General features: G+C 64.2%; 13 protein-coding genes. 7 read left to right on the top strand and 6 right to left on the bottom strand.

Annotated elements, in window-relative coordinates; translation table 11 throughout:
* Positions 1-224 precede the first annotated feature (224 nt).
* Complete coding sequence (locus tag FJ977_RS11175) at positions 225-1,184, bottom strand: AraC family transcriptional regulator (RefSeq protein WP_140771270.1); 960 nt, start codon at positions 1,182-1,184, stop codon at positions 225-227.
* Between the two features lie 345 nt (positions 1,185-1,529).
* On the opposite strand from FJ977_RS11175, the gene FJ977_RS11170 reads away from it, so the two are divergent.
* The 4 genes from FJ977_RS11170 to FJ977_RS11155 all read left to right on the top strand — a co-directional run bounded on the left by FJ977_RS11170 (position 1,530) and on the right by FJ977_RS11155 (position 4,583).
* On the top strand, positions 1,530-2,432 hold the full coding sequence (locus FJ977_RS11170) for a protein-L-isoaspartate O-methyltransferase (protein ID WP_210243834.1): 903 nt from the start codon (positions 1,530-1,532) through the stop codon (positions 2,430-2,432).
* A gap of 308 nt (positions 2,433-2,740) precedes the next feature.
* Positions 2,741-2,995 carry a hypothetical protein gene (locus tag FJ977_RS11165; RefSeq protein ID WP_244735465.1) on the top strand — a complete coding sequence of 85 codons (255 nt, stop codon included), beginning with the start codon at positions 2,741-2,743 and terminating at the stop codon, positions 2,993-2,995.
* Positions 2,996-3,205: 210 nt separating this feature from the next.
* Positions 3,206-3,955: a DUF4142 domain-containing protein gene (locus tag FJ977_RS11160; protein ID WP_140771267.1), complete on the top strand. Its 750-nt coding sequence runs from the start codon at positions 3,206-3,208 to the stop codon at positions 3,953-3,955.
* Between the two features lie 25 nt (positions 3,956-3,980).
* A complete protein-coding gene (locus tag FJ977_RS11155; RefSeq protein ID WP_140771265.1) occupies positions 3,981-4,583 on the top strand; it encodes a general stress protein in 603 nt (200 codons plus the stop codon).
* A 117-nt stretch (positions 4,584-4,700) separates the two neighbouring features.
* Here FJ977_RS11155 and FJ977_RS11150 read toward each other — a convergent pair whose 3' ends face one another.
* The 3 genes from FJ977_RS11150 to FJ977_RS11140 form a co-directional block, all read right to left on the bottom strand.
* A complete protein-coding gene (locus FJ977_RS11150; RefSeq protein ID WP_181179786.1) occupies positions 4,701-5,900 on the bottom strand; it encodes a PLP-dependent aminotransferase family protein in 1,200 nt (399 codons plus the stop codon).
* Positions 5,901-6,067: 167 nt separating this feature from the next.
* The gene (locus FJ977_RS11145) at positions 6,068-6,520 is read right to left on the bottom strand and encodes a GNAT family N-acetyltransferase (protein ID WP_140771261.1); all 453 of its coding nucleotides are present in this window, start codon (positions 6,518-6,520) and stop codon (positions 6,068-6,070) included.
* 206 nt (positions 6,521-6,726) lie between these two features.
* Positions 6,727-7,446: a pyridoxamine 5'-phosphate oxidase family protein gene (locus FJ977_RS11140; RefSeq protein ID WP_140771259.1), complete on the bottom strand. Its 720-nt coding sequence runs from the start codon at positions 7,444-7,446 to the stop codon at positions 6,727-6,729.
* Positions 7,447-7,484: 38 nt separating this feature from the next.
* On the opposite strand from FJ977_RS11140, the gene FJ977_RS11135 reads away from it, so the two are divergent.
* On the top strand, positions 7,485-8,930 hold the full coding sequence (locus FJ977_RS11135) for a PLP-dependent aminotransferase family protein (RefSeq protein WP_140771257.1): 1,446 nt from the start codon (positions 7,485-7,487) through the stop codon (positions 8,928-8,930).
* 320 nt (positions 8,931-9,250) lie between these two features.
* Here FJ977_RS11135 and FJ977_RS11130 read toward each other — a convergent pair whose 3' ends face one another.
* Positions 9,251-9,748, bottom strand: a complete 498-nt coding sequence (locus FJ977_RS11130; protein ID WP_246682917.1) for a hypothetical protein — start codon at positions 9,746-9,748, stop codon at positions 9,251-9,253.
* A gap of 155 nt (positions 9,749-9,903) precedes the next feature.
* Between FJ977_RS11130 and FJ977_RS11125 the strand changes: the two genes are divergently transcribed.
* Positions 9,904-10,464: a DUF922 domain-containing protein gene (locus tag FJ977_RS11125; protein ID WP_140771421.1), complete on the top strand. Its 561-nt coding sequence runs from the start codon at positions 9,904-9,906 to the stop codon at positions 10,462-10,464.
* Between the two features lie 348 nt (positions 10,465-10,812).
* On the opposite strand, the gene FJ977_RS11115 is transcribed toward FJ977_RS11125, so the two are convergent.
* A complete protein-coding gene (locus FJ977_RS11115; RefSeq protein ID WP_140771253.1) occupies positions 10,813-12,342 on the bottom strand; it encodes an acid phosphatase in 1,530 nt (509 codons plus the stop codon).
* 199 nt (positions 12,343-12,541) lie between these two features.
* Between FJ977_RS11115 and FJ977_RS11110 the strand changes: the two genes are divergently transcribed.
* Complete coding sequence (locus FJ977_RS11110) at positions 12,542-13,828, top strand: cytochrome-c peroxidase (protein WP_140771251.1); 1,287 nt, start codon at positions 12,542-12,544, stop codon at positions 13,826-13,828.
* The last annotated feature ends 6 nt before the right edge of the window (positions 13,829-13,834 follow it).

The raw sequence follows: 13,834 nt of genomic DNA, 5'->3' as shown, positions 1-13,834 counted from the left end.
GATACATCGCGTGTCTCGCATTGTTCGCCGTCCTTCGTCTTGGGCTGGACCGCACCGGACTTGTCTTCGAGCGTGCCGTGGTGCTTTCCCGCCCCGTGTGGCCGTTCCGCACCGGCCGGATGAGACCAAGGGTCCGATGTGGTCGAGCGGCTCACCGTCTTACGACGACGGCGAACTCCGACTATCCCAAGGGAAAGCCGTTTCACGCTTTTCCTCGAGTTGCCTTATCTGGCGCCGCTCGGCGTCGAACCGAAGCGGCGGCGGAAGCAGCGGTTGAAATAGGAGACGTCGGAAAAGCCGCTCAGCAGCGCGATTTCACTGATGCGCATGCGGTCGTTGCGCCTGTCGCTAAGCATGCGGTGGGCCCTCTGCAGGCGCAATTCGAGAATGCGCTCGGCGAAGCTCACCCCGGTCTCCTGCAGGAGGTCATGGACATAGCGCACGGAAAGCCGCAACTGCTGGGCGACCTGCTGAGCCGAGATGGCGGGATCGGCGAAATTGTCGCGGATCTTGTCCAGTATGGCCTGCAGCCTCGCCGCGCGCAGGCCGCGCATGCCGGCGAGTTCGGCGGGATCGCCCTTGGCGCCGGTCACCAGGCCGATCAGGTCGACGATGGTTTCGGTGGCATGGGTGACAAGGTTGGGCGAGACCAGGGCCGGGCCTGCCGCCAGGAAGCTGCAATAGCGCCTGAGCATGCCGAGCGCCTCATTGTCGGCCGCGACAGTCAGTGCCAGCCGGTCCTCGACACGGGCGAAGGCATTCTCCAGGATCTCGCGCGGGACGACGATATTGGCCCACACATTGCTGTCGCCGCCGCTCATTTCCAGCGCTTCGGAGGCCGACACCAGCGCGGCCTCGTTTTTGCCGACGCTGTAGTCGCGGCCGGCCTGGGCGCCGCTCAGCGTGGTGTCGCCATTGTTGATCAGCAGGAGATAGCCGTCGCGGCCGTCATCGGCGATGTTGCGGGCCTTGCGGCTGGCATGCTGGATCGTTCCGGCCATCTGCCCCAGCACCAGCGGCCCCACCGCCGTCGCCTCGATGGCCGCGGCGAACGGCCGGTTGGCCGAGATGGCATATTCGACCGACCAGATCTCCGCGACATGGATATCCTGCCAGAGCGCGAACCGTGCTTGATCGTCGAGATGTGATGGCAGGTCGACCGACGAGAAGACGTTCTTTTTCAAAAATAACCGGCCCTTCCCGCGCCTTCCAGGAAATGCACCGTATGAAACTTGCTTGCGTCTTGTCCAGAGTTGGCGATGTTTATGCTTTGCGCGACAATTTCATTGCCGTACCGGTCAAGAATTCAGTCGATATTCCCCGAGCCGGCGTTCGAAATTTCAAAACAATCGGAAATATACAGGCGCGCGGGAATCATCTCCGCCGAGTGACCTTCGTACACTCGCGGTGGTTGAGCCCGTACTTGTGCCTTTCGCCGATCTTACCGAAATGTATGGACCTTCCCGGTTGTCAAACCATCGGATCGGGACGATCCTCGGCCTGACCTGTCAGCCGCGGGGTATCCTGCCATGAAGGATCGCCAGATACGCATCGAGGTCAGGCGCTTGCGCGTCGACCGCCGGCAATTCCTGTTTGGCGCCACCGCCACCTTGCTGGCCGGGCCCGCCGAGGCCGATGTGCCGGCTGGCTACGATCGCAACGCCATGCCGGCGATGGACAGTCGCGCCGGCTTCATCGACTGGATGCGGAAGAACCGGGGCGAGGATGCCGGCTTCCTCGGCCAGCGCTGGGATCGCTTCCAGGCCCTGCTCGCCCACAAGGATATCTGGGACCTGCGCGACAAGCGCGCCTATCTGATGACGCCGCGCGAGGAGTTCGTCACCAAGGCCAATCTGAGCCGCGCCTATGAGTGGCACTATCTCGATATCGGCTATGGCGTGACGATCACCGGTCCGCACAGCGTCGCGCGCATGACCAATTCGCTGCAGATCAAGCCCGGCGACAAGGTGCTCGAGATCGGCACCGGCTCCGGCTACCAGTCGGCCTATCTGTCCAACCTCACCGACAAGGTGTTCTCGATCGAGATCATCAAGCCGCTGGCGGCAAGGACGCGCGCGCTCTACGACGCGCTGATCGCCAGGGGCTATTCCGAATACAAGGCGATCACCACCCGCAACGCCGACGGCTATTATGGCTGGCAGGAAGAAGCCCCGTTCGACAAGGTCATCGTCACCTGCGGCATCGACCATATCCCGCCACCGCTGCTGCAGCAGCTGAAGCCGAACGGGATGATGGTCATTCCGGTCGGCCCGCCCGGCGCCCAGCATGTGCTGAAGGTCACCAAGCACCAGGAAGCTGACGGTACGTTCCAGGTCACGCGCGCCGACATCTACAATGGCGGCACGCTGTCCTTCGTGCCGTTCACCAAGCTCGAAGGCGACGCCATAAAGGGCACGCATAACGGCCCGTAGCCCACCGCACCGGTCGGCGCGCCATTGGGTGGCCAGCCCTCGGCCCAGGCTTCAAACAAAAAGCCCGCCAGGAGGGGATCCAGCGGGCCTTTGGAAAGCTGATATTGAGCTTTCAGATGTCTGACGGGGGTTCAGACGCAATGACAACCCCTGATGACCACGGAGGTTCCAACAAAGCCGAAAGAATTCCGACAGAGGCTGGACCTCGGCAATTCAAACGGCGGAAGCGATTTCTTTTCGCGGCACCGCTCCGAGCTGGAACCTTCCACTGCTGACCGGGTTTGTGGCGCGGTCAGGGAGGAATTGAATTGGACAGTTTTAAGAGGCTCGAAGCACTCGTCGACGGCGCCGGCGGCGACAGCATCGAAGAAGCGACCGCTTTGCTGCGCCGCTTCAAGGGCAGGTCGCAGGAGATCACAGCGGCGGTGGACGAGTTCATGCTGGACTTCAAGACATTGGTCTTCGTCATCGAAAGCGGCAAGGAAGGGTTCGAGAAATCGATCCGCAAGCTGGCTCGCGCCAGGCTTTCGAAGATCAAGCTCTTGATCGGCGTCCCGGCGTAACGGCTCGTGGCGACGTCCACAAGCCTACGGAGCGCCGATACGTGGCTTCCGCGCAGCCCGCCCCGCTTCAAGTTCCTTCGCTGGTCGCAAAGGTAGGGAAACGACTTTCTTGTCATTGGCGACATCGCTTTATTGCTTATCCCTCGGAACAAAGCTCTCGAGCGCAGATTAAGTCCTCAGCACGTATGTGCATAAACAAGGACCTTCCCCATGAAAACTCGCCTTCTTATGGCCTCACTGGCCACAGCCACAGCTATGGCTTTCGCGCTGCCAGCCTTTGCTGCCGACAGCGCGCAAGACTTTGTCGACAAGGCAGCGAACGGTGCGATGTTCGAAATAGATTCGAGCAAGATCGCCGAGACCAGATCGCAGGATCAGAGCGTCAAGGATTTTGCGCGTAAGATGATCGACGATCACGGCGCGGCCAATGCCAAGCTGGAGACGATCGCCGGCGAGCAGAAGCTGACGGTTCCCAAGGAACTGGACGCCAGGCACAAGAGTGATGTCGACACCCTGCGGAACGGCAAGGATCCGATCGACGGCTCCTACGTCCAGATGCAGCGCGACGCGCACACCGATGCCGTGAAACTGTTCGAGAGCTACGCCAAGGACGGCGACAACGCCGAGCTGAAGACGTTCGCCGGGCAGACCGTGCCGACGCTCAAGATGCACCAGGAGATGATCGAGAAGATCGCGGCGGCCATGGGCACCCAGTCGTCGAGTTCGCAGACGCCCAAGGTCACGGTCGGCGACAAGCCCGACCAGGCCCCTCCGCTTTCCGGCGCGAACAGCTTCACCGAAGACCAGGCAAAGGGCCGGATCAAGGATGCCGGTTTCTCGGATGTTTCGAAGCTGACCAAGGACGACCAGGGCATCTGGCGTGGACAGGCGAGCAAGGGCGGCAAGAACACCACCATCGCGCTGGACTACAAGGGCAACGTCGTTGCCGGCACCAACTGAATCCGAAATCGAGGAGATCAAGACCATGAAAACCGTAACCGGACTATTCGACAATTATGACGACGCCTCCGATGCCGTTGGCGAACTGGAAGCCACGGGCATTCCGCATTCCGACATCAGCATCGTCGCCAACAACGCGGACAACCGGCACGAAAATGACGGCTCCAGGACCGCGGATGACGCCGCGGGCGGCGCTGGACTTGGAGCTGCGATCGGCGGAGCTGGCGGGCTGCTGGCTGGACTCGGCCTCATGGCCATTCCGGGCGTCGGCCCGGTGGTGGCGGCCGGATGGCTGGCGGCCACCGCGGTCGGCGCGGTGGGAGGTGCCGTGGTTGGTGGCGCCGCGGGTGGCATCGTCGGCGCGCTGACCGACTCCGGCGTGTCTGAAACCGATGCACACGTTTACGCGGAGGGCGTGCGCCGTGGCGGCACATTGGTCACGGCCAAGGTCGATGACCAGTTCGTGCCCGAGGCTGAAAGGATTCTCGGGCAGGCCAAATCCGTGAACCTGGAAGAGCGGCGCGGTGAATACCAGGCCGACGGTTGGACCGGCTTTGACGCCGATGCGGAGAATTACCGCTCGAACGAAATCGGACGCGACGGAGCTCGTGACGTCAACCGCATCTGACTTCGAGCAATTCCAGGAAACAAAGAGTTAGGGCGGTTTGCCGTTTCCGTGAAACGGTGAACTGCTCCAGAAGCTTCGCTGCCGGATCATCATTCCGGCGGCGAAGCTTGCCTAAGCCTACGCCTTCAGCAGCGCCGCCAGCCTTGGAATGCCCTCGGTCACCGCGCGGCGGTCGGCCAGAGTGAAGGACAGCCGCAGCGTGTTGCGCCCAGTGCCGTCGGCATAAAAGGCGTTGCCCGGCACGAAGGCGACGCGCGCCTCCTTCACCGACCGTGCCAGCAGTTCGGTTGCATCGACCCCCTCCGGCAGCGTCGCCCAGACGAACATGCCGCCTTCCGGGCGGCTCCAGGTCACGCCCTTGGGCATGTTGGCTTCCAGCGCGCCGAGCAGGCCGTCGCGGCGCTCGCGATAGGCGCCGATGAGTTTTTCGACCTGGCCGTCGAACACGGCCTCGGCGACGCGGTGCATGACGAGTTGGTTGATCGAGGGGCTGTGCAGGTCGGAGGCCTGCTTCATCAGCACCAGTTTTTCCACCACATGGCGCGGCGCGCACACCCAGCCGACGCGCATGCCGGGCGACAGGATTTTCGAGAACGAACCGCAATAGAGCGTGCGCGCCTTGTCGATGCCGCCGGACCGCGCGCAGTCAAGCGCCAGGATCGGCGGCACGCCCTCGCCGTCATAGCGCAGCGCGCGATAGGCGGCGTCCTCGATGACAGCGATGTCGAGTTCTCCGGCAAGGTCGAGCACCGCCTCGCGCTGCTGCCGGTCCAGCGTGTTGCCGGTCGGGTTGGCGAAATCAGGAACCAGATAGGCGAATTTGACCTTGCCGCCATTTGAAGCCGCCGCCGCGCGATAGGCATCCGGCGTCATGTTGCCGCCTTCGGGCCGCAGCCGGTCGTAGCGCGGCTCATAGGCATTGAAGGCCTGCAGCGCGCCGAGATAGGTCGGCCATGTCACCAGCGCGGTGTCGCCCGGCGACAGGAACAGCTTGCCGAGATAGTCCAGCGCCTGCTGCGAACCGGAGGTGATGAAGATGTTGGCCTCGTCACAGGCAACGCCGAGCTTGCCCATCTGCCCGGCGATCCAGCGCCGCAGCGGCAGATAGCCTTCCGAGACCTGGTATTGCAGCGCTGCCCCCGCCTCCGCGCCGCCCAGCACCTCGGCATAGGCATCGCGGATGGCCTCGGCCGGAAACAGCGACGGATCGGGAATGCCACCGGCGAAGGAGATGATATCCGGCTGGTCGAGCAGCTTCAGCAGTTCGCGGATTTCGGAGGCCTTCATGCGCGACGAGCGCGAAGCCAAGAGGTTCATAAGGGTCAAGTCACGCCTCCCCAGACGTTTCGGATATAGGTCAACTTGGCTGACCTATATCCGCTTTGCCAGGCAATTTGAATAGTGCCTGAAGCTCTTGCGGTATACGCCAGTCTCTGCCGGGGCGGAAACATCAATCGCTTCGTCAGCTCAGCGGACAATTGCCCCTAAAGGCTCTTCTTGTAGCCAATATGGCTGCCGGTGAAGCCGAGGCCTTCATAGAAACGGTGTGCGTCCGCCCGCCCCTTGTCGGTGGTCAGTTGCACAAGACCGCAGCCGCGCGCCCGGCATTGATCGATCGCCCATTCGAACATCCGCCGGCCGATGCCGCCCGAGCGGCGATGGCCGGCGATCCGCACCGCCTCGATCTGCCCGCGCCAGGCGCCCTTGCGTGAAAGTCCGGCAAGAAAGGTGATCTGCAACGTGCCGATCACCTCGCCGCCATCCACGGCCACCGCCAGCAACTGGTTGGGGTCGGCGTCGATGGCCTTGAAGGCATCGACATAGCCTTGCGCCAACGGCAAGGAGGCATCCTCGCGGGCAGCACCCAGCGCATCGTCGGCGAGCATGGCGACGATGGCGGGAAGATCGGAGGCTTGCGCCTTGCGAAAGGTGATCATGGCGCCGGGATAGCGCGAGGAATGGGCGGCGGCAAGTGAGCTCTCCCTTCTCCCCTTGTGGGAGAAGGTGGCCTCGCGAAGCGAGGACGGATGAGGGGTGTTCCAGGGAACGCCGACGTCTCACTCCGCTGGAACACCCCTCATCCGTCTCGGCGCTGCGCGCCGATCCACCTTCCCCCACAAAGGGGGGAAGGAAGAGGTGCTAACTACACCTCGCCCTCATACACCCTCTGCGCCTGCGTCAACGCCGCGTCCAGCCTCTCGCCCTCGGCATAGCCAGCTAGATTCCCCGGCCGCTCGATGCCAGGCAGCAGCCTTGGACACGGCTCGGCCGCACCGATCACCATCCGCACCGGGATGACGCCCGCCCAGACGGGATGGCCGTAATCCTCCTCGTCATCGCCGACACCCTTGGCGCGGACTTTCGCCGAAGCCTCCTCGATGCGCATACCGATCACCATCGTCGCCTTGGCCTCCTGCGCCGAGATCGGCCGCAAGGTCTCGGAACGGCCGGGATAGAAGCGGTCGACGACGCCGGCCAGCGCCTTCATCTTCTCTTCCGGCTCGTCAACGATGCGTGCGGTGCCGAAGCACATGGCCGAGCGGTAGTTGGCGGAATGGTTGAAGCCGGTGCGTGCCAGCACCAGCCCGTCGAGATGCGACACGGTGAGACAGGCAGGCGTGCCGCCGCGCAACTGGCGCAGCATGCGGCTGGCCGACGAACCGTGCCAATAGAGCATGTCCCCCTCGCGCCAGTGGATGGTCGGCGTGCAATAGGGCTGGCCGTCGAACGTATAGGCGACATGGCAGAGCAGCCCGGCATCCAGCACCGCGAACACGGCCGCATGGTCGTAGCTGCCGCGCTCATGCAGGCGCTTGACCCGGTTGCGGCTGGTGGTCGGAAAGCTGGCGGCGACATCGTTCACGGCTTGCATCCTCAATTATTGTCTGCCAACCATGCGTCATGGCATTGGTCGATAAAAGAACCAATCAAGGCGATAAAATTCAGACCAATCTGCCGGACTGGTCGGCGCTGATCCCGGTTTTGCCCGGCGACGGCCCGCGCAGCCGCGAACTTTACGCCGCGCTCAGGCGGCTGATCGAGACCGGCGCGCTGGCCGCCGGCGCCAAGCTGCCGACCACACGCGACCTCGCCCGGCGCTTCGGCCTGTCGCGCTCGGCGGCGGTCGCCTGTTTCGAAATGCTGATCTCGGAAGGCTTTGCCGTCGCCAAGGTCGGGGCCGGCACTTTCGTCGCGCGCGATGTACCGTATCTGCCGACAACACTGGCCAAGGCGCGTCCGCCCGAGATCGATGCCGCCACGTCGTTGCCTTGCGGCCTTGGCGTCGCGGTATCCGACCCGCGCACGCTCGACCTGTTCCGCATCCTGCTGTCGCGCCACCTCGCCCGTCCCGGCCCCGAACATTTCCGCTACGGCGATCCGCGCGGCGGCATCGCGCTGCGCACCGCGATTGCTACGTATCTGAGGACCGCGCGCGGCGTGCGCTGCGACGCCGGCCAGATCGTGCTGACCTCGGGCACGCAGCAGGGGCTCGACCTGCTGGCGCGCGCCGCACTTCGCCCCGGCGACGCCGTCTGGCTGGAAAACCCCTGCTATCCCATGGCGCACGCCGTGCTGGCCGGCAGCGGCGCCAGGATTGTCGCCGTGCCGGTGGACAGCGAAGGGCTCGATCCCGGGATCGGCGAAAGCCTCTGCCCACAGGCACGCGCGGCCTATGTCACGCCCTCGCACCAATATCCGCTCGGCGTGACGATGACGATGCCCCGCCGCCTTGCCCTGCTCGATTGGGCGCGACGCAACGACGCCTGGATCATCGAGGACGATTATGACAGCGAGTTCCGCTATGCCGGCCCGCCGCTGACCTCGCTGCAAGGCATGGATGGCGCCAACCGCGTCGCATATCTCGGCACCTTCTCCAAAGTGCTCTTCCCCGGCCTGCGCATTGGCTATGTCGTGGTGCCGGAGCCGCTGCTCGATGCCGTGATGGCGGTCAGGGCGCGCTCCGACCGCTACCCCTCGACACTGGCCGAAGGCGCGCTGACCGACCTCTTGAACGAAGGCCACTTCGCCGCCCATCTCAGACGCGTGCGCCGCCGGGTGCAAGCCGCGCGCGACGTGCTGGTGGCTGGCCTCGAGGCGCATTGCGGCGATGCGCTCGATGTGACGGTGCCCGAACAGGGGCTGCATCTGATGGCGATGCTGCGGGGCGCCGGGCCGGACACCGCGATCGTCGAGGCGGCAAAAGCGGCAGGCGTCGGCGCGCGGGCGCTGTCGGCGATGTTCATCGACGGGGCGCCGAAGCACGGGCTGGTGCTGGGCTTTTCCGGGTTTTCGGATGAGGAGTTGATGGGAGCGACGGTGCGGCTGGGTGGGGTGATGGGGTCGTGATCGGTAGTTGTTGTGTTGGTTTGGAGCAGCGCAAGCCTCGGAGATTAGCCGAAGCCCTCCACCCTTCGTCATCCTAGGGCGAAGCAGGAGCGAAGCTCCGTCGCGGAGACCCTAGGATCCATGCCGCGACATCTGTGATGGGCCAAAGCGGATCAGGATAGAGCACTGTAATTCGACGCAGAACAACAGTAATACGTCGGGATAAAATCCTGATTCCGTTGCATTTTCCGGCAAAGCTCACGGCATGGATCCTAGGGTCTATGCCGCGTCGCTTCGCTCCTTGCTTCGCCCTAGGATGACGAAGGCGCGGGTACCGCCCCTCAATCCCCGTCACCGGCAGGCTTCGCCTTGCCGCACTGCGCCAGCACCTTGCCGATAGCCCCGCTCGACCCCTTCAGCGGAAAACTGCTCGCGCCATATTTGGCTGAACTGACCGACACGTCACCTTTCGAGCGCAGCAGGTCGAGCAACGGATCGACCTTGGCCAAATCCACCGTGAAATAACCGTACATTTCCTCCAGCTGCAGCGTCCTGGTCACCGTTTTGCCGTCGGCCTTGAAGTCGAACGCGCCGCTGGCGCCGGATTCCGGTTGCTGGCCGGCCGTGCCGAGGTCATAGCTCAGCACCGGCGTGTCGAAACAGGCCAGCATCAGATGCGCGTCGCCTTTCGGCCCGCCGCAGACCGAGGCGGTCAGCACACTGCCCCCCTCGTCTTCCTCCATCTTGGCACTCCAGCCGCCGCAAGACGCGGCAAAAGCCGGCTGCGCGACCTGCAATGCGGCCACGGCACCGGCGACGACGAGATATCCCGCTTTCATGATTTCCCCCAATGACTCAGCCGCGATATTTGCAGCCCCCACCGGCAACATATAGGAAAAGTGACCCGGTGGCATCGCCTGTTCGGCACCGCCGCCCGGTCCCTGCCTGGAGAGAGTTTGTGTCGAGAGTTCGTCCTTGTGTTTTGCTGGCCGCCATGCTGGCCTTGCCGGTCACCGCCCATGCCGAGTGGAAGCCGGCCGAGAAGGTCGAGACCTACGCCATTTCGGGCCAGTCCGGGATCGAGCTCTACCGGTCGATCGGCGAGAACGGGCCGAATGTCGGCATTACCCGCGCCATCGCGTACACCAACTTCAAGCTGACCTGGGGGGTCAGGGACTACAAGCCCAGGGGCAAGGACTGCGTGCTGACGGCGGGGAAGCCGAAACTGGTCATCACCTACACCTTGCCAAGCCCTTCCGCCCCGCTGCCGCCGGCCGTCCAGAAGAACTGGGAAGTGTTCATCGCCGGCGTCAGCGCCCATGAGAAGGTGCATGGCGCCAGCATGATACAGATGGTCCATGACATCGAAGCCGCGACACACGGCCTGACCGTCACTGATGATCCCAAATGCACCAAGACCAGGGCCGAGGTAGTCCGTCGGCTCGATGCGATCTCGAAGGCGAGGATACAGGGCAGCCGGGATTTCGACCGCGTCGAATTCGGCCAGGGCGGCAATCTGCAGAAGCTTGTGCTAGCCTTGGTGACCGGTCCCTGACTGTCATCATCGCGGCTCCATCAGGTCCGGTCCTCAAGCCCCCGACGCCATGGCGCGGTCACCACGGTGGCAAACTCGCGCCTTTCCTCTCCCCCTCCGGAGCAGGGCAATCGCATATGAGTTTTTACGAAGAGGACCCCCACCCTAACCCTCCCCACAAGGGGGAGGGAACGCTGCCGCTTTTCTGGCTTCGGACCTGGACACTTCGTAGAGATCGGCGCCGACCCACTTCCCCTCCCCCTTGTGGGGAGGGGTTAGGGGTGGGGGTACGTGCCGGGCAAACCTTCGGGAAGTTTCCATATGCGATTGCCCTGCCCTCCGGAGGGAGAGGAAGGGCGCCAGCCCAACCTACCGGCTCAGATCAAGCGCGGCGCTCAAATCGCCCATCGGCGGCTGGTCGTTGTTGCGCAGCGCCTTGTCGCGGGCGACGATGCCTGAAAGCACCGGCAGGTCGTAGCGCGCGGTGATGAAGCGCAGGATCGACGTCGTGTCGTATTGCGTGTGGTCGACCGTGCCCATCTTCGCGTAGGGCGAGATGATGAAGGCCGGGACGCGGTTGCCCGGGCCCCAGCGGTCGGCCTTGGGCGGCGCGACATGATCCCAGAAGCCGCCATTCTCGTCATAGGTGACGACCACCAGCATGTGGTTCCATTGCGGGCTCTTCTCCAGATGCGCGACGAGGTCGGCCAGATGCTGGTCGCCCGATGTCACATCGGCATAGCCGCTGTGTTCGTTGAGATTGCCTTGCGGCTTGTAGAAGCTGACAGAAGGCAGCTTGCCGTCATCGATCGCCTTGATGAATTCGGAGCCGTCGAGACCGCCATCCCTGAGATGCGCGGTGCGCGCGGCGGTGCCCGGCGCATAGGCGGCGAAATAGTTGAACGGCTGGTGGTGGAACTGGAAGTTCGGCACCGGCGTCGCGTTCTTGCCGTCGAGCGTTGCCTGCCAGGCGCCGGCATACCAGGCCCAGTCGATCCCCTTCAGCGACAGCAGGTCGCCGATGGTGATGTCGTGCTGCGGCGGCAGCGTCGTCGGCTGCGCCGGGTCGGCCAGCGCCTTGTCGCCGCCTTCGACGGGCTTGTTGGCGCTCGGCTGATAGGGCGGCTGCATGGTGTTGACGGCATAGAAGTCGGGCGTGATGGCGCCGTCATTGACGAATTTCGGCACGCCGCCAAGGGCGGAGGGTGGCGAGTTGTCGGCCACCTTCAGCGTCTTGCCATCGGCTTCGACAACGGCGATCTGGCCCTTCACCGGGCTGGTATCGGCGTTTGGATAGACCGGGGCGCAGGCGCAGGCGAGCTGGAAATGATTGAGGAAGGAGCCGCCAAAGGCGCCCTGGAAGAAATTGTCGGCCAGCACGTATTTCTTCGCCACCGCCCACATCGGCAGGCCGGAGCCGTCATAATGGCCCATGACCAGACCGCCTGAATCGGCCCAGGCGGCGAACTTGTCGTTCCGGCCGCCATCGATCTGCATCTGCTCCTGGTAGAAGCGGTGCCAGAGGTCGCGCGTGACGACGGAGGTCTTCTCGTTGAAGCCGCTGGCGTCATCGATGGCGAAGCTGGCGTTGCTCAGATGCGCCGACTGCGCCTCGGTCACCACAGGCGTCACGCCCTTGGCGGTCAGCCCGCCCCAGGCCGGCGGCAATTCGGCAAGCGGCTTGCCGTCGCGGTCGAGCTGGCGCGCCTGGTCGGCCGAGACATTGGCCAACCCGTTGGCGCCGGGGAAGCCGCCATAGAGATTATCGAAGCTGCGGTTCTCGGCATAGATGACGACGACAGTATCGATCTTGTCGTAGCCGGGAGGGGCGGCGTTGGCAGCGCTGGCGAACGATGCCAGGGCGGTGGAGGCCAGGAAAAGCGAACTGAAGGGCCGCATCAAGGAGTCCTCATGGCTAAGGGGGATGGCTAGAGGCGTCGTGCATGGCCGGTGGCCGCGCACGCAAAGAGCTACGTCGATGCCTTGTCACCTTTGTGACACTTGCCTCGCCCGCGAACACGGTTTCGTGAAGAACGGAAGCAGTCATCAATCCGTTGCAGTGCGCCCCTAACTGCGGAGCGAAATGGACTGGGAAGCGATGACGACGGGACGAGGCAGACGCCTGATGATCGCGGCCGCTGCCGCCTCGTTGTTCGGCCTTGCCCTCGCCTGGCCGCAAACCCTTGTCCATGCCGGATCCGGCAGCGTCCACCCCGGCCCGCTATCGCGTGCCGATGCCTTCGCGCGGGCGCAGTCGCTGACCGCGCTTGGCCGAAAAATGTTCTTCGATCCGGCGCTGTCCGCCTCGGGCAAGCAGGCCTGCTCGTCCTGCCATGACCCGCACCATGCCTTCGGCCCGGCCTCGGCCACGCCTGTCGAGATGGGCGGTCCGAACCTCGACCGGCCGGGCGTGCGCGCCGTGCCGTCGCTGCGCTATCTCCAGGCCGCGCCCGCCTTCACCGAGCATTTCTACGATTCCGAGGACGAGGGCGATGAGAGCGTCGACAATGGCCCGACCGGCGGCCTGACCTGGGACGGCCGGGCCGACCATGGCAAGGACCAGGCGAAAATCCCCCTGCTCTCGCCCTTCGAGATGGCCAACAAGGACGGGACCGCCGTCACATCGGCCTTGCGCAAATCAGCCTATGCCCGCGAGTTCAAGGCCGCCTTCGGCGACGACGTGTTCGACCACCCGGGCGATGCCTTCGACGCCGCCGCCGAGGCGCTCGGCACATTTGAGCAGAGTGCACCTGATTTCTATCCCTATTCCAGCCGCTACGACGCGTTCCTCGCCGGCAAGGCGCAGCTGACGGCGCGGGAATTGCGCGGCCGCGCGCTGTTCGAGGACGGGGCCAAGGGCAATTGCGCCAGTTGCCACCTCAGCGAACCGGCCAATGACGGCGAGCCGCCGCAATTCACCGATTTTGGCCTGATCGCCATCGCCGTGCCGCGCAACGCGGCAATTCCCGCCAATGCTGACCCCGCCTATATCGATCTCGGTCTGTGCGGCCCGCTGCGCACCGACTTCAAGGGCCGGACCGAGTATTGCGGCCTGTTCAAGACGCCGAGCCTGCGCAACGTCGCGCTGCGCAAGAGCTTCTTCCATAACGGCACCTTCCACACGCTGCGCGACGCTGTCGCCTTCTACGCCAGCCGTGATACCGATCCCGGCCATTGGTACCCCAGAAATGCCGATGGTACGGTCCGGCAATATGATGATCTGCCAAAGGCTTACTGGCCGAACTTGAATCAGGATCCGCCCTTCAACGGCAAAAAGCCCGGCAACAAGCCGGCGCTGACCGACGCCGAGATCGACGACATTGTCGCGTTCCTGCAGACGCTGACGGACGCGGATCAGCAGGCCGGGACGGTGCCTGCGAACTGAACCTTG

Origin of the sequence: Mesorhizobium sp. B2-1-3A (assembly GCF_006442655.1) — a bacterium.
In the GTDB taxonomy this organism is placed as follows: domain Bacteria; phylum Pseudomonadota; class Alphaproteobacteria; order Rhizobiales; family Rhizobiaceae; genus Mesorhizobium.
The sequence above is the reverse complement of the archived record's forward strand: the minus strand, read 5'-3'. Positions and strand labels throughout refer to the sequence as shown.